Below are 15,775 nucleotides of genomic sequence, written 5' to 3'. Positions count from 1 at the left end.
GACCGGAGACTCAAAGCGACATCACACGCTGGAAAGCAACGTGCGACGCGGGGCCTGATGCTCATCGAAGAACGAGACCATCGAGTCGAGGCACTCCACGCTTTCCGGCAGCCATGGCATGCCGACCATGAAGTTGTGCGGCAGGGACTGGTTGCGTCGCGCACGGCAGTCGATCAGTTGGTGATCGACGTCGTTGTCGCGCAGCATCATCCCCAGTTCCAGGCTGCTGGACTCCAGAAAGTCGTCGGTGCTCGTGGCCATCCACACCGGCGGGATGCCCATGCCGGCGACCAATCCCCTGGTCGTCGAATACGCGGTGCCGTCCAGACGAGTTTGAAGACGCTCGTAGAACGGGCGAATCCCGTCAACAAGCCCGCCGGTATCGGTGGCGGACCGGTCGAAGACGTTGTCGAGGTTGGTCATCGCCGACTTGAGCCCGAGGGCCTTGAAACGGGCCCCGTGCCCCGCCACGCCGATGAGCTTGGCGAAGTCCGGGTTGTGCTCGATGGCCACCAGATAGAGGACGTCGATGGCGCCGGCGGAATCCCCAGTGGCGAACATCTGGTCGACATCTAGCAGATAGCGCGCCCCCTCGGCCTGGACCCATTCGACGACCTTGGCAAGGTCCTCCATCTCGTCGATGAAGTCGCCGCCCGGGTAGAGCGTGTAGTTCGGGCTGACCACCGCGTAGCCCTTGCGGGCGAGCGCGATGGCGTGGCTGCGGTTGATCTCCTTGAACCCATAGATGAACGCGCCACCATGGACCTCGAGCACGACGGGTATCGGGCATCCGCGGTAGAGGGCGTCCTTGGGAATACTGACGTCGAGCAGGTGCGCCCGCTTGCCGTCACCGATATAGGGGATGTCCTTATAGATGACCACGTCGTCGGGCTCGTCATGCTTGAGGTCGTAACGCGGCAAATCGTTGTGCGAATAGGCCACGCGGCGGCTCAACACATAATCCGACACAGCCGGATCGACACCCTGCAGGTCGTCATCGAAATTGGACCATATCGAGGCGACGCCTTTCTGTTCGGCGGTCAATCCGTCGTTGCGCTCGAACAGAAAAGCGTTGCCCTCGTTGGAGTGAGGCGACTCCATCAGATGTCCGCCTTCATGTTCTCAAGCTCCACACCATTGGTCTCCGGCAGCTTCTTGGCGATGAACCAGTAGCCGAGCAGGGCCATGACGGCGTAGAAGACAAACGTCCAGGTCAGGCCGATGCTGCCACGCAGCATGGGGAAGGTCTGGGTGATCAGGAAGTTGCCGACCCAGTTGGCCGCGCTGGCGAGCGCGACGCCGAGGGCGCGGATGTTGTTCGGGAAGATCTCGCCGATGACCACCCACATGGCTACACCCCAGGTGGCGCAGTAGGCCAGGAAGAAGATGTTGGCGGCGGCGATGGTCAGCACGGCCCAGCCGAAGCTCAGGTTGATCTGGCCCTGCGCGTCGAAGGTGGCCTGGCTGAATCCGATGGCGACGACCGCGAGCAGCACCGCCATGATGATGGAGCCGATCTTGAGCATCGCGCGACGGCCGACCTTGTCGATGATGACCATGCCGAGCACGGTGACCACGGCGGCCAGGACGGCGCGGATGATGGAGACCAACATCGAGTTCTGCTCGCTCAGGCCGATGGTCGCCCACAGGCTGGAGTCGTAGAAGAGGATGACGTTGGCGCCGGAAAGCTGCTGGAAGAGCGCCACACCGATGCCGATCCAGACCACGCTCTTCAGGCCGAAGGTCTTGCCGCGAAGGTCACGCAGACGGGGCTTGGCCTCGCCGGAGAGGGACTTCTTGATCTCGGAGATCGTGTTGTCGGGATCCTTGTCGGCGACCACGTCGACGAGGACCTTCTTGGCCTGCGCGTCCTTGCCCTTCATGACGAGGTAACGCGGGGACTCAGGCAGGGCGAAGCTGACGATGAACATGATGAGGCCGGGGATGGCGGTGGTCATGAGCATCCAACGCCAGGAAGGCATGCCCATCCACATCACCTGTTCGGCGCCGCCGGAGGCGATGATATAGGAGTCGTTGACGACCAGGGACGCCACGATGCCCAACGCGATGGCCATCTGCTGGAATCCGGTCAGGAAGCCTCGCCTGGAGGCCGGGGAGATCTCGGAAATATAGGCCGGCCCAACCGTGGAGGTGAAGCCCACCGCCAAGCCGCCGATGATACGGAAGGTGATGAAGATGCCGATATTCGCGGCGGTGCCGGTCAGAATCGCGCTGAAGACGAACAGGATGCCCGCGATCTCCATAACGTGCACACGGCCCAAGGCGTCGGAAAGCTGGCCTGCGAACCATGCGCCGAACACGCAGCCGATCAGGGCGCTGGAAACGGCCAGGCCGGTCATGCCAGCGTTCAGGCCGAAGCCCGCCTTGCTGCCGGTGATGGCGTCGACCGCGCCATTCATCACCGAGGTGTCATAACCGAAGAGGAAACCTCCGATGGCACCCATGGCGACGACGATGATAAGTCTCGCATGTAATTTATCGGGAACATTGCCGAGCACGGCACTCCCACTTTTCTCTTTGTCCATTTTCTCTCCTTTGCAACAATGAACACTCTCACTCTATTTGCGGATTTGCCGTGAATTGATGAAATTGTGACGTTAAAGACCGCAAAATGTGACGGACTTGCTATTCCTTTGACGTGTTTGCCTGATTTCTCGCAATTTTACGAGATACGATGAACTGGAGAGAGTTCGGATTTTCAAACACTGCCGTTGCAAAACGATGTTCAACATGATGAGAATGATGAGATGGAAAAGGAGAGGAGCAATCGATGGATGCACGCCAAGATACGCCCCGCGCCCATAAGATCATCACATCGGATTATCTCGAGGAAAAGGTCTATCCGGAGGAATATCCGGCACTGGTCATCGTCCACAACAACAGCCATCGAGAGGTGCCCACCCACTGGCACCGCGGCATGGAGATAGCCCACGCCATCAGCGGCAACCTGCTGTTCACGGTGGGAGCCAAAAAGCACACCGTGAGGGCCGGCGAGACCTTGCTGATCAGCCCCTACGACATTCATGGAGCCGTGATCAGGGACCCGTACAAAGGCATATCGATCACCTTCAACGCCGATATCGTCAACCGGCTCTATCCGTTCGCCGACAGGTATCTCTTCGATATCGACGCGCCCAAAGCCAGCGACGACGACAGGGAGAGGCTCAACGAGCTGATCACGACCGTGACGGAGCAAGCCACATCGAAAAAGCACGACAGCGGTTTTCTGCTCAACGCCGCACTCTACGAAATGCTGGCGCTGCTCTACCGGAACTTCGCCTACGACGTCCGCCGGCCCGAGGAGATCCGCCGCGGACGCAATATCATCCAGGCGATCATCGGCTACCTCAACGCCCACTACACCGAGCCACTCAACGAGAATTTCGTGGCCGAGCAGTTCGGCTACAGCCGCGAGCACTTCAGCCGTCTGTTCAAGAAGGCGACGGGGAACAGCTTCAAGGAATACCTCACGGAACTGCGCCTGCAGGACGCCTATGCCAAGGTCCTCACCTCCACCATCCCCCTCGCGGACATATCCGATTCCTCGGGGTTCCCGAACAAGGCGAGCCTGAACTATGCCTTCCAACGGCGCTACGACTTCACACCCAAGGAGCTGCGTCAGCTCGGACGAAGGCAATCAGACGATTCCGGAGAACCGGACAAGAAGGAACGCGAGCATTCGGCATAGCGCGCGCCGCGATGGAGCGGCGATGGAGAGGTGGTGGGCGGCAATCGAACGGCAATCGAACGGCAATCGAGCGGCAATCGAGCGGTGATGGACAAGAACCGGAACAATCCAGACGCTTCCGCTAGACTGGGCGCAATATCTGGAATATCCGATTGACGAACCGGTCGCTTTGCCGCCGGATCGAAGGAGGGTCGACGATGACTGTTGCACATTGCGGTTCCGTGTCCGCGCCCGGATTGGGGCTGCCCGCCTCCTGCGCGATCGCGGAGGCGAAAGGCACGTTGCCCAAGCAGATGTTCTACGCGAGGGGCGCCGTCTCCTCCAGGCTCAAGCAGCGGTTCATCAACGACATCGAAAGCATCACGATGCTGGCCCTGCTGCGGCCCGAGACGATCCATGTGGAGGCCGGGGCGAAGGTCCGCGAGATCCTGGTCATCGGGCTGCGCCAGCTGTGCGCCGAAGCGCCGGTGGAGGTCATGGAGCATATCGCCAGGCTTCGCTCGGCGTCCAATATTCTGTTCGTGTGCGTACGCGACGGGGACGGGAAGGGCGCCGCGAAGACCGATGCGAGCGCAAACCCGACCGCGGGTTCGGGAGTCGAAGGCCAGCAATGCCTCTTCGCGCTCCAGCACGCGGCTCCCGCCAAAGCCGGCCGTCAGGAACAGGCGCAGGCCACCACGTTCACCAGCCCGTGGATGCCGACGGCGAGCGCACGGCTCACGGTCAATGGTTCCAGCCTCGACGAGGTGTGGCAAAGCCTGAGCGCACAGGTGATTCTTGGCGACGAGGACGGCGAGAACCTCGACGAGAGAATCGCGACGCAAGCTCGGGCCGCCCAACTCAGCGCACAGATCGAGAAGCTGGAAGGCGACCATCAGCGCGCCAAGACCCCGGCCAAGCGCAACGAGATCTACGCGAAACTGCACAAAGCCCGCACCGAGCTCGAGAATCTGCAAAAGGCGCGCGGTTAGCCTGCTCCTTATCTCCAAAATCGTAAAGTGGGTGCTTTGAAGGTTAAGTGGGTGCCCAGCGAAGCCTAAATTGCCCAAAACAAGGATTTTCTCTTCGAATTCCAGCGCAACAGGTACCCACTTAACGCTTGAGGCACCTACTTAAACTCCTGCAATCCAGCTTGACTCGCTTGGTAATAACGGTAGATTCGATCAACCGACAGGACGTTCAACCCTTGCGAGCCATATAAGTACTGTATTGGCTAACGCGTTAACGGGCTTGAATCAAACTTCCACCTCTTCGTCATCCTTGTCGCCGTAAGCGACTTTACCCACGTCTGCATTCTTCTCGTCGCCGATAGACAAGGCATTTCCGCGACCACCCTCGTCACTATCCTCGCCGACGATCCGGCGATAGAGCTTCTCGAGCGTCTCGTCGCGCCTGGCCTTGGACAGCTCGCATTCCCAGACGACGATGACGCGCCACCCCTGCGACTCAAGCTCCGCCTTCTGCGTGATGTCTCGGCTGTGGTTGCGTAGCAGCTTGGCGGTCCAGAACTCCACATTCGACTTCGGCAGACGGTATTTCGAGCAGCCCTCGTGCATGTGCCAGAAGCAGCCGTTGACGAACACCATCGCGCGCCATTTGGGCAGCACCACGTCGGGATGGCCCGGGTAGCGCTTGTCGTTCTTGCGGAAGCGCAGCCCCCGCGCGAAGAGATACTTGCGCACCAGGACCTCGATTTTCGTGTCTTTGCCGCGGATGTGCGACATGGCGTAACTGCGCGTGCCCCGCTCGTATTTCTCGGTTTTCTTCGGGGTTTTGGGCTTGGCTTTGGCTTTGGCTTTCGGTTTGGATTTAGTTTTCGGTTTGGATTTAGACTTGGTTTTCGAAGCCGACTTCTTTTGGGGTTTCGACTCCGCTTTCGATTCCGAAATTGAAACCGAAGCCGAACGACGCGACGGTGTTTTACGAGGTTTTGACGAGCCCTTCGCCTTTGATGGACTTTCCTCAGTCCCAGTCCCAGTCTCAGATTTTCTCGGATGAGCTTCTGACCCCTTGTTTTCCGCGTTATCCGACGTTATCCGTCCGTCGTTTTCCCAACCCACCATTCGTCCTGCCACTCCCCCATTTCACGACCAATCAACGACAATGAAACCAACAGCAATCAAGGCGGCTATACAACATCGCAAACAGTCTCGCCCGCAAAGAAAGCGTTTTACACAATTCCAAGCTCGCACGGTACACCTCTTCATACACTGGATATATAGAATTTCAACACCGTGCAAGGAGGCAACAATGAGTGAGATGAACGGCAGGCGCGCCGAGGCGCAACGTGGCGGACGCAAGGTCAACGTGGCGATTCTGGGCGCCGGGCGCATCGCGCATTCCATGGCGGAGACGCTGACGGGAATGGCCAAGGACCCGAATTATCAGAACTTGGTGGCGCCTTACGCCGTGGCCTCGCGCAACGGCGAGCGCGCCGCAGCCTTCGCCACGCAGTATGGATTCCCGGTTTCATACGGTTCCTACGACGAGCTGCTCGCGGATCCCAAGGTTGATCTTGTCTATATCGCCACGCCCCACAGCCTTCACGCCGAGCAGGGCATCGCGTGCCTCAAGGCCGGCAAGAACGTCCTGGTCGAGAAGTCGTTCACCGCAAACACCGCGCAAGCCGAATCGCTGCTTAAGGTCGCCGACGAGACCGGACTGCTGTGCACCGAGGCGATCTGGACTCGCTACATGCCCTCACGCGGTCTGATTGACGATCTCATTACCAGTGGCGCCATCGGCGAGGTGAAGTCCGCCTCCGCCAACCTCTGCTACCCCGTCTACCGCAAGCCGCGCATGATCGACCCGGCCCTCGCCGGTGGCGCGCTACTGGACGTCGGCGTCTACCCGCTGAACTTCCTCGATATGGCGCTCGGCGCCGACACCAGCTCCCGCAAGATCACGCGCGTCGAGAGCTCGATGGTGCCTTACGAGACGGGAGTAGATGCGCAGGAATCGACCACGCTCTACTACGACGACGGCGTGATGGCGATCGCCGCAAGCTCGATGCTCGCCTCCGGAGACCGCCTTGGCTCGATTTGGGGCACCGAGGGCTATATCCTCTGCCAGAACATCAACAACGTGGAGGCCATCGACGTCTACAACAACGACCACGAGGTGACGCGCCACATCGACGTCCCACCTCAGATCACCGGCTACGAGTACGAGGTCGCGAGCGCCGCCAACGCCATCCTCGACGGCAAGACCGAATGTACCGAGATGCCCCACTCCGACACCCTGCGCATCATGAAGCTCATGGACCAGATCCGCAACATCTGGGGCCTCAAGTACCCGTTTGAGTAACACGGCTGAAGGTTTCAGTACCCCAGCAAGTTAAAAAGTATTTTTCAACTCACCTCATTTCCACCATAAGTTGAAAAGTATTTTTTAACTTGCTCGATTTTTATAAGAAGTTGAAAAATACTTTTTAACTTTTGCAATAGAGCAATCACGATTGACAAACCGCAAAATCATACTGCACGCATACGGTCAGCACTCTCAGTGAGCCAGACTTTGATAATGGCCTGACGGCTGATGCCGACACGAGCTGCTTCACAATCCAAAACCTCAACAAGCCATTCTGGGATCTGCAAGCTTAATGCCTTCTGCTCATCCTTGTCTTTGTTGGGTTTGTGCAACGTGCTCATATCGGCATAGTCAAGGATACTTTCGTCACCCTTGTCAAAAATTTGGTCAAGTTCGGCAGCTTCTTTAGACATTATTAATCCTTAGAATTTAAACTCATACTCAATCAGCCAACAAACATTCAGAATATACATACCTATACGTCTAATACTAATTTAGAACTAACGTCAGTTGGCACTCCTCCACGAAACTAGATGTAATATTTTCTTATGAAAAAAATTAAGCAAGGTGCTACTTATGATGATGCTGATTCAGACAGCATCCTAAAGCACGCTAGGAGAATCCAGGATCAATCACTTAGATCCATTCTTGAAATTCCCCAAGACTTTAAGCCCAAAGGCTCTGGAACAAGAAGCAAGGGGAAAATGGGTGATAATGTCGAAGAATATTATTTCGACATCAGAAATAACAACAAGCAAGAACCTGATTTCCCTAAAGTCAATCTCGAGTTAAAAACAACCGGACTTATTTACACCGGTCCAGACCATAAAAGACAAGCCAAAGAGCGACTTGCCATTACTTCAATTGACTGGATGAGTATCTTAGATAAGCCTTTTTGCGATAGTTATTTATATCATAAGATGCAAAAAATACTTCTTATGGCATACGATTATGATAAATCACAAAAAAATGTATTCGACATGATTTTTCGCGTAATTGGTATTTGGAAAATTCCGGATTCCGATATCCCGAAATTAAAACGGGACTGGAACACTATTCTCAAAGAAGTTAAAGAAGGGAAAGCACACGAAATCAGCAGCCGAGATACCAAATATCTAGAAGCTGCGACAACAGGCAAAGGCCATGGAGAAACTCGTCCTCAACCCAATTCAGCAATTGAAGCAAAGCCGCGACGTTGGGCATTGAAATCTTCATACGTTACCACCATGATTGCTGAGCTTGCTAACCAACAAGCTTACGAGCAAATCGCGAAGGATGAAAATGAAGAAAACCTACCCATAGAAGACCTTGTTCAAAAACGTTTTGCCCCTTATTTTGGTAAAACTAAAGAAGAACTTAAAGATATTTTGCATATTAATTGCAGCATGCGCGCAAAACAATTTTACGCAGAACTGACTAAAAAAATATTGGGAATCAATACAGATAAACGTATTGACGAGTTTGAAAAAGCAAATATTGTTGTGCGTACAATCAGGCAGAACAAAAATGGAACGGTAAGAGAACATGTTTCTTTCCCTGCTATTAACTACAAACTTATAGTTAATACCAATTGGGCAGATAGTAGCTTGTACCGATACATGACATCTCTCTTCCTTTTTGTCGTCTTCCAAGAAAATCAGGACAACCAGTATTTACTTTCAAAACTTGTGTGGTGGTACCCTACAAACAGCGACATGAAAGAGGCCAGAAAAGTATTTTACGCCACCAAAAATCTAGTAAAGAACAATGATTATAAACACTTTCCAAAGGTAAGCGGTTTCGATGGCAAAGGGTCTCATATACACGTACGCCCTCACGGAACTAAAAAAGAGGTGGGAGCAACCCCTCAAGGGACTTTCGAACCTAAAAAAAGTTTTTGGTTAACAAATAAATACGTCAAATCAATAATTGATAAAGTATAAAAAACAATAACGGTTGTTCCCCCAAAATTTAAACGAAAAACCGTTATGAAATTATTGGTAGGGGGTCCTTGGACTGGCAGCATAACCAGTCCAAGGAAACGCCCCCCCCTACCAATAAATCTTCTAGACTGTTAGTCTTACCTTTAAAATAATTCTAAAAACATCTGTTTAAGATGAGGTTTGTAGAAGAATGAGCTTGTCAACGACTGTCAGTCGTTGACAAGCTCACGGAAATATAACCCTAACCACCTGAGAAATTACAAAGTTCTAAAGATAGACTGACAACAATGCAATCATGCAGACACGCATCTCCATTGCTCAAACTTCGCTGATTACTCAGATTAGTTTGGCTAAGCTACTGTACCTGCAAAAATCTTACCTATATAACGTCGGTCAAGCCAGAAACTCTGCTTCGGAATTATCTCCCTGTTAGGAAGCTGTACTGTATCCGCAGCGTTCCGACCATGAGGACGAAAATGGAAAACCTTATTGAAATTCTGCCCAGGCAGCTTATTCTTTTCGTCTTTCTTGTCGTAGCACACCGACGCCCCAGCAAGAAGCAGGTTATGGACCTCACGCCAGACCGGATAGACATACTTTTCGATGTCCTTCTCAGGCATATTCCACAACACACATTCCTTGAAGACATCAGTAAGTCGGCCGCTATCTTTGCGACTATTGCCCGAAGCCTCAAAAACCATCATGAGGAACTTGTTGGTTTCAAAGAACTGGTAGATGAAAGAATCATGCCAGGTAACAGAAGAATCTCCCAATTCTTTCCATTGGCCCTCAGTAAGCGCTTTAAACGACATACTCTCTTGAGGCATCTGATTCTTGTACAAAACAACGGTTTTTAGCTGGCTGACATTGGCTGCTGCCAACTGATCGACATGGCGTATGCTCTTTTCCGATGTGCCAAGCATTCTCAGAGCAAGAATGGAATTAGCGTTCTTAGCGGTCGTATCCGGCAAACCAAGCATTTGGGTAATCTCACCAACAGTTTTCCCAATGTATTTGCCAGTCTTTTCCTGAATATATTCATTAAGAGACTGGTTCGCAGCCATCGAGAGACGGCTTACCCCTTTATCCCGGCCAAGAATCCTATTGGCGACCCGCGTCATATACGACTGTTTATAGCTAAACGCACGCTGCTTGGCCGGTACTGTCGATTCAAGAGACCCCGCTGGAGCAGGTGAAGGACGCAACGACTTTGCGGCGTTTTGTCCTTTTGTGCATGCTGCTAAGTACGAAGTATCTGATTCACTCAATAGATTGGCATAGCCATTCGTAACTTTGTCATGGATGAACTGCCAATCCTCACGAATGGTCGCTAAATCATTTTCTTCATATTCAAAAGAGAAAGCCCCTAATACCTTGCAATCGAGCCTTGATTGATGCTTCCGATCAGTTCTGTCGTCATAGTAGTAAACGACAATCATCCTTCGCGCCTTTTCCCAGAAGGTAGAGCCATCGAAATCTTCAGCAGGCAATTTCAAGTAGTTAATGATATCGATAACCAAACGCTCTTTCGCGGAAATCTTCTTACCTGTTTTACCACGATGAATCAGAGGCGTAACCTTTAGTTCATAACGCTTGTCGCCAACAAGAATGTCAGCTTCTCTATCGGAATTCACTGGATAATGAAGAACCGATTCCTCAATGATGTTGCCCAGAGAACCTTTATTCCCCGCAGAGTCACCGCGACCTGTCTCATCAAGTTCACGAAAAGTCTTACCCCTAGCCGCAAGCAGCAACTTGGTGACTTCTTCGAGAGTGGTATAGCTGCGTTCTTCGTTCAGTTCCATCTACCCAACCTTTAAAGCATCTTTGTTTGCCTTAAAAGTTAATAGGCAGTCGAGACGAACTAAGTAGCAGTTTTAGTTACTCTCCTTTTATTTGTTCTATATCCTCTGCAATCACCTGCCCAATCCGATGAGGGATTCCGACGACCAGGGCGTTGCCCATACAGAAGGCACGGTGGCCGTCACTCATACCGTCATTGGTCCAGCCTTTGGGGAACATCTGCAGTTGGTCGAGCTCATCAGGGACCAAGCGCCTCAGGCTTCCGTTTTCAGCCATCACCACATGCTTCATGCGGCTTGGCCCAGAACCGCCTTCACTGGTAAGAATCGTCCTGGAAGGCTTGTCCAAATCATCCGGAAAGCCCATCGAGCCTTCGGAATAATTGTATTTGAAACCTTTGGACGTGACCCGTTCCTCATGCTTGGCACCCTTGAGATATTGCCACTTGGCGATGGAGCCAGAATCAATGTAGTAGCTTTCAGGAACTTCCTTATCGGGAACCAAAATTTCCCTCAGCGTTGTCCGGTGACCATGGAAGTCAGGTTGAACCTTGCAAGTCACGACACGGTCATCTTGCATGGCACCAGCGTTTTCGAAGAACGATATCTTGTCACCAACACCAAAATGCTCGCTAACTTCGAGCGTATCCTCCGAAATGGTCCTCTCATCGAATTGCAAATCATCGTCAGCGGTAATCGGGAACGCCCTGCGCATCACACCCGAAGTTGAAATCCGAGATTGCAAATCCCATTTTTCGTCGAGCGCTTCGGCATAGATATAGGTACGGCGGCGCTTTTGCGGCATGCCATAATCGGCAGCGTTGATGACTCGCCACTCGACCGAATAACCAAGAGCGGTAAAGCATGAAAGGATGATTGCAAAGTCCCGCCCACGCTGCGACGCCGGAGACTTCAAAAGCCGGTCAACATTCTCCAAAAGAACGTATTTGGGGTGCTTTAGTTGCAGCATGCGCCGAATCTGCCACCAAAGGACACCTTTCTTACCCTCGATGCCACCCGCTTGAGAGAGCGTTCTGGCCACGGAATAATCCTGGCAAGGAAATCCGCCAACAAGCATATCGAAATCAGGTATCTTACGATTTCCCGCCTCTACTTCGTCGAGTACCTTAGTAATGTCTTCATTGATGCAGCTTCCCTCACCAAAGCGATGCTCATAGCATCGCCAAGCGAATTGCTTTGCGGGTGAGCCCATAGGCTCCCATTGGTTGGCCCAAATGGTCTTGAAAGGCCCCGCCGGGTCAAGTTGAAATTCCTTATGTTCCGGGTCGTCATAACCATCAAGCCCAAGCCTGAATCCACCGACACCCGCGAACATCTCGGCGACCTTAATTTCCTTGGCCATGGCACCCTTTCGATCCGAACATTTGTTCTACTATATGCCTGTGATTATATAACAATCCCGGCAAAAGATCAACTTTACCCAGAGACAGGCCCGACACTCCGAATCAGCGAGGGCCAACTTTTACATCACAAGAATTAGTTATGTGCGGATATAATAAAAATTACTCCTTTCATTAAATTTGACGACAGCCCAACAATGAACGTTTACCCTAGAAAGGAACGAACTAATTAATGAAGAAAACCATCGATAACCACAAAGACCTGAACCCCGGCGAGAACAAACCGTTACGCAAAAAGAACTACCGCATCACCGTGGAGCCAGATGGACAATATTGGTTCATCAGAATTCCCGCATTGGACGAAATTGGTTTCACCCAAGCCCGCACACTCGATGAAGTCGACACGATGGCACATGACCTTATTGAAATTGTCACCGGGAATCACAATTTCAATATCGAACAAACCGTGAAAGCTGAATCCTAATAAATACGAACGAATCCAAGAAAGAGAAGACCTATTACTATGTTGGCAATGTTATTTCGATCAGTGGCGTACACCCTGATCACAATCTTGATGACAACGGAAAAGAATTGAACGTCGTCATCTCAACTTTGCACCTGAACAAGCCCGTTGACCCCGAGCTGTTCAGACATCTGACCGGTAAATCGGCTTTATAGGCGTCAAATATTTCAAATACATCCAAAACCATTGGAAAACGGAAAATATCAAATTGAGTCCGCTCCGTCGAACGCCATCACACAGAACATTCCTCCTCGAATCCCAAATCGAAGGGGCGCACAAAAACCGGCAAACAGACGATTAAAAACTGAAAAACGAAAGTGCATAACCAAACCGGAAGTTATCGCTAAATCTTGACGACGAACTAGAGCAGGAACCAGTACACCTCGCTTTTGTATCGAATCCACTCAAGAAAATCATAAAAGATAAAATTTACAATACGAAAAATGTCGCAAAATGTATTATTTTTGTTTCTAAAACGTCGCAGAGGAAGTATAAAATGATGCTTAAAACGTCGCAAGAAAGGATGTGAGGCCCGATGCTCCAACGATTCGTAGAAACACAAATTGAACAATGGCACAGCAATCCGCATCATCGCGCACTACTTATCGATGGCGCTCGGCAGGTCGGCAAAACCTATCTGATTCGTCAGTTCGCCAAAACGCATTACGACACGGTCTTGGAAATCAACTTCGTCTCGACCCCAAGCGCCATATCGGCTTTCGACGGCGATCTCGACGCCGACACCATCATCGCGAATCTATCCGTGTATGCGAATAAGCCTTTGAAACCGGGACGCACCCTCATTTTTCTCGACGAAATACAGGAATGCCCGCGTGCACGCACCGCGATCAAGTTTCTAGTGGAGGACGGAAGATTCGACTACATCGAATCAGGATCGATGCTCGGCGTCTCCTACAAACAAGTCCCGTCATATCCTGTCGGCTATGAACAGCAGATAACGATGTATCCGCTGACCTTGCAGGAATTTCTCTGGGCGAATGGTATTCAGGAATCCGTCATTCGCTCCGTAAGGGAAAATTACGCCAACCTCCTCGCCACCCCCTCGGTCATTCACGATCGTTTTATGAAACTGTTCCGCTACTATATGTGCGTTGGCGGGATGCCGGACGCGGTGGAGACATTCGTCAGCACCCATGACCTGCGTGCGGTACGCGACATACAAACGGGAATCCTCAAGCTCTATCGTCAGGACATCGCGAAATACGCTGGTAACGTCACACACGTCCAATCCATCTTCGACCAGATCCCCTCGCAGCTTGATAAGAAGAACAAGCGATTCTTCCTGTCCGACATCGCCAAAAGCGCGCGAATGCAACGATACGCCAGCGATTTCATGTGGCTTGCGGACGCAGGGGTGGCTTTGCCGTGCCGCAACGTGACGCAACCGGTGACACCGCTGAAAATCAACGAGCAGCATAATCTAATGAAAGTGTTCCTGTGCGACGTAGGCTTGCTCGCGGCCTCAAGCTTGGGCGCGGCACAACAAAAAATCCTCACAGGAGACCTGAGCGTCAACTGGGGCAGTTTTCTGGAAAATTTCATCGCCCAGGAACTTACCGCGCACGGCTTCGATTTATATTATTACGACAAAGCCCGAATCGGCGAAATCGATTTCCTTCTGCAATGCGATGACGGGGTCTTGCCGATCGAAGCCAAATCAGGCAAGAACTACACCACCCACGCCGCCCTCGATAAGCTCATGTCAGAAAAGGAGTGGAGTCTGCCAAAGGCTCTGGTGCTTTGCGGCGGCAACACTTCAGTCGAATATGCAACCGAACGGAAAGTCATCGCGGACATACCCTGGTATATGACCATGTTCATCACGAGTGACGGCTCCAACCGGCTCGGCTAATAGGATTTTAATCGGCATTATCACAAGACAGTTGAGGCCAACTCATCGACGTTGAGGAGTTGGCCTGGACCTTAAACTGTAAGTTGCGCCTGTGTTATTCCGGCACAACTTACGGCAAAGCGGTAGGATTACCGCTCGCTTACATCAGAACTCAGTGATGACGGAGCGGATGACTTCGCCCTTCTTCAGCTGGACATAGGCCTCATCAATCTGGCTCAGGTTGATGTGCTGAGTGACGATGTCGTGCATGTTCAGGCGGCCGTCGACGGCGAGGTCGGCGTACATCGGGATGTCGTGCTTGATGTTGGTCGAACCCATCCAGACGCCCTTGAAACCACGCTGGTGAACCAGCAGGTCGGCCGGGTTGATCTCGAGGTTAATGGTCGCGTCGGGCTTGGCAAGGCCGATGCAGTACGCGGTGCCGTCAACGCCGAGCATATCCCAGCACTGCTTCATCGTGGACTCGAAGCCGATGGCCTCGAACGCCTCGTCAACGCCGCCGTTGGTGAGCTCGCGTACCTTGGCGACAGGGTCCTCGTTCTTGGAGTTGATGACGTCGGTGGCGCCGAACTTCTTCGCGAACTCGAGCTTGTTGTCGAGCAGATCGATGGCGATGATCTTCTTGGCACCGCAGATGCGCGCGCCGGAGATGATGTTCAGGCCGATGCCGCCCGTGCCGACGACGGCGACGGTATCGCCAGGACGGACGTGCGCGGTGTTGATCGCGGCGCCGGCGCCGGTGATGGTGGCGCAGCCGATGCAGGCGGCCTCGTCCCACTTCACCTCGTTGTTGACCACGGCAAGCTGATTCTCATGAATCAGCGCCTTCTCGGCGAAACCGCCGGTGCCGAAGGCCTGGGTGATCGGACGGCCGTCCGGGAAGGACAGACGCGGCTTCTCACCGGGCTTGCGCACGCACTCCTGCTGCTGCGAGCAGGACTGCGGATGGCCGTTGAGGCAGTTGGCGCAATGGCCGCACACCTGTTCGAGCGAGGCGACGACGTGGTCGCCCACCTTGATGCCCTGAACTTCCGGGCCGACGGCCTCGACGATGCCGGCGACCTCATGGCCGATGACGGCCGGGAACGGGAAGAACTGATCGTCGTCCTCCACCAAATGCAGATCGGAATGGCACAGGCCGGACGCCTGAACGTCCACCAGCACCTCGGCGCCGATGGGGTCGTCGATAACAATCTCCTCAGGCTGCGAGAATCCCTTGCCGACTCCATACGCGATTGAAGCCTTAATCTTTTGCGGCATCATTGCTCCTTTTGTC

At 52.9% G+C, this 15,775-nt stretch carries 15 protein-coding genes; 8 read left to right on the top strand and 7 right to left on the bottom strand.

Annotated elements, in window-relative coordinates; translation table 11 throughout:
• Positions 1-21 precede the first annotated feature (21 nt).
• A complete protein-coding gene (locus OZY47_RS01970) occupies positions 22-1,101 on the bottom strand; it encodes an alpha/beta hydrolase (RefSeq protein ID WP_277178276.1) in 1,080 nt (359 codons plus the stop codon).
• Positions 1,101-2,546: a sugar porter family MFS transporter gene (locus OZY47_RS01965; RefSeq protein ID WP_277178275.1), complete on the bottom strand. Its 1,446-nt coding sequence runs from the start codon at positions 2,544-2,546 to the stop codon at positions 1,101-1,103. Before OZY47_RS01965 ends, OZY47_RS01970 begins: the two co-directional genes overlap by 1 nt.
• Before the next feature lie 245 nt (positions 2,547-2,791).
• Between OZY47_RS01965 and OZY47_RS01960 the strand changes: the two genes are divergently transcribed.
• Together OZY47_RS01960 and OZY47_RS01955 are read left to right on the top strand one after the other, a co-directional pair.
• Positions 2,792-3,709, top strand: coding sequence for an AraC family transcriptional regulator (locus OZY47_RS01960; protein ID WP_277178274.1), 918 nt, complete (start codon positions 2,792-2,794; stop codon positions 3,707-3,709).
• A gap of 197 nt (positions 3,710-3,906) precedes the next feature.
• Entirely contained in the window at positions 3,907-4,680 is a 774-nt protein-coding gene (locus OZY47_RS01955; protein WP_277178273.1) for a DUF4391 domain-containing protein, read from the top strand.
• Positions 4,681-4,944: 264 nt separating this feature from the next.
• Here OZY47_RS01955 and OZY47_RS01950 read toward each other — a convergent pair whose 3' ends face one another.
• Positions 4,945-5,433, bottom strand: coding sequence for a very short patch repair endonuclease (locus OZY47_RS01950; RefSeq protein ID WP_277178272.1), 489 nt, complete (start codon positions 5,431-5,433; stop codon positions 4,945-4,947).
• A 55-nt stretch (positions 5,434-5,488) separates the two neighbouring features.
• Between OZY47_RS01950 and OZY47_RS01945 the strand changes: the two genes are divergently transcribed.
• Positions 5,489-5,707 (top strand): hypothetical protein, encoded by a 219-nt coding sequence (locus OZY47_RS01945; protein WP_277178271.1) that lies wholly within the window; start codon positions 5,489-5,491, stop codon positions 5,705-5,707.
• A gap of 252 nt (positions 5,708-5,959) precedes the next feature.
• Positions 5,960-7,015, top strand: a complete 1,056-nt coding sequence (locus OZY47_RS01940; RefSeq protein WP_277178270.1) for a Gfo/Idh/MocA family oxidoreductase — start codon at positions 5,960-5,962, stop codon at positions 7,013-7,015.
• A gap of 167 nt (positions 7,016-7,182) precedes the next feature.
• Here OZY47_RS01940 and OZY47_RS01935 read toward each other — a convergent pair whose 3' ends face one another.
• Positions 7,183-7,431 carry an antitoxin gene (locus tag OZY47_RS01935; protein ID WP_277178269.1) on the bottom strand — a complete coding sequence of 83 codons (249 nt, stop codon included), beginning with the start codon at positions 7,429-7,431 and terminating at the stop codon, positions 7,183-7,185.
• Positions 7,432-7,566: 135 nt separating this feature from the next.
• On the opposite strand from OZY47_RS01935, the gene OZY47_RS01930 reads away from it, so the two are divergent.
• The gene (locus OZY47_RS01930) at positions 7,567-8,940 is read left to right on the top strand and encodes a Sau3AI family type II restriction endonuclease (protein WP_277178268.1); all 1,374 of its coding nucleotides are present in this window, start codon (positions 7,567-7,569) and stop codon (positions 8,938-8,940) included.
• Between the two features lie 350 nt (positions 8,941-9,290).
• On the opposite strand, the gene OZY47_RS01925 is transcribed toward OZY47_RS01930, so the two are convergent.
• Positions 9,291-10,745, bottom strand: a complete 1,455-nt coding sequence (locus OZY47_RS01925) for a Sau3AI family type II restriction endonuclease (RefSeq protein WP_277178267.1) — start codon at positions 10,743-10,745, stop codon at positions 9,291-9,293.
• Between the two features lie 76 nt (positions 10,746-10,821).
• Positions 10,822-12,105: a DNA (cytosine-5-)-methyltransferase gene (gene dcm, locus OZY47_RS01920; RefSeq protein ID WP_277178266.1), complete on the bottom strand. Its 1,284-nt coding sequence runs from the start codon at positions 12,103-12,105 to the stop codon at positions 10,822-10,824.
• Between the two features lie 230 nt (positions 12,106-12,335).
• Between dcm and OZY47_RS01915 the strand changes: the two genes are divergently transcribed.
• The 3 genes from OZY47_RS01915 to OZY47_RS01905 all read left to right on the top strand — a co-directional run bounded on the left by OZY47_RS01915 (position 12,336) and on the right by OZY47_RS01905 (position 14,499).
• The gene (locus OZY47_RS01915; RefSeq protein ID WP_277178265.1) at positions 12,336-12,587 is read left to right on the top strand and encodes a hypothetical protein; all 252 of its coding nucleotides are present in this window, start codon (positions 12,336-12,338) and stop codon (positions 12,585-12,587) included.
• On the top strand, positions 12,581-12,781 hold the full coding sequence (locus tag OZY47_RS01910; protein WP_348519397.1) for a DUF3427 domain-containing protein: 201 nt from the start codon (positions 12,581-12,583) through the stop codon (positions 12,779-12,781). The genes OZY47_RS01915 and OZY47_RS01910 overlap by 7 nt, the downstream gene beginning before the upstream one ends.
• Before the next feature lie 380 nt (positions 12,782-13,161).
• Positions 13,162-14,499 (top strand): AAA family ATPase, encoded by a 1,338-nt coding sequence (locus OZY47_RS01905; protein ID WP_277178264.1) that lies wholly within the window; start codon positions 13,162-13,164, stop codon positions 14,497-14,499.
• 144 nt (positions 14,500-14,643) lie between these two features.
• Here the strand turns inward: OZY47_RS01905 and OZY47_RS01900 are convergent, their stop codons facing one another.
• Entirely contained in the window at positions 14,644-15,762 is a 1,119-nt protein-coding gene (locus OZY47_RS01900) for a Zn-dependent alcohol dehydrogenase (protein WP_277178263.1), read from the bottom strand.
• Positions 15,763-15,775 lie beyond the last annotated feature (13 nt).

This window comes from Bifidobacterium sp. ESL0790 (assembly GCF_029395435.1).
Taxonomy (GTDB): domain Bacteria; phylum Actinomycetota; class Actinomycetes; order Actinomycetales; family Bifidobacteriaceae; genus Bifidobacterium.
The sequence above is the reverse complement of the archived record's forward strand: the minus strand, read 5'-3'. Positions and strand labels throughout refer to the sequence as shown.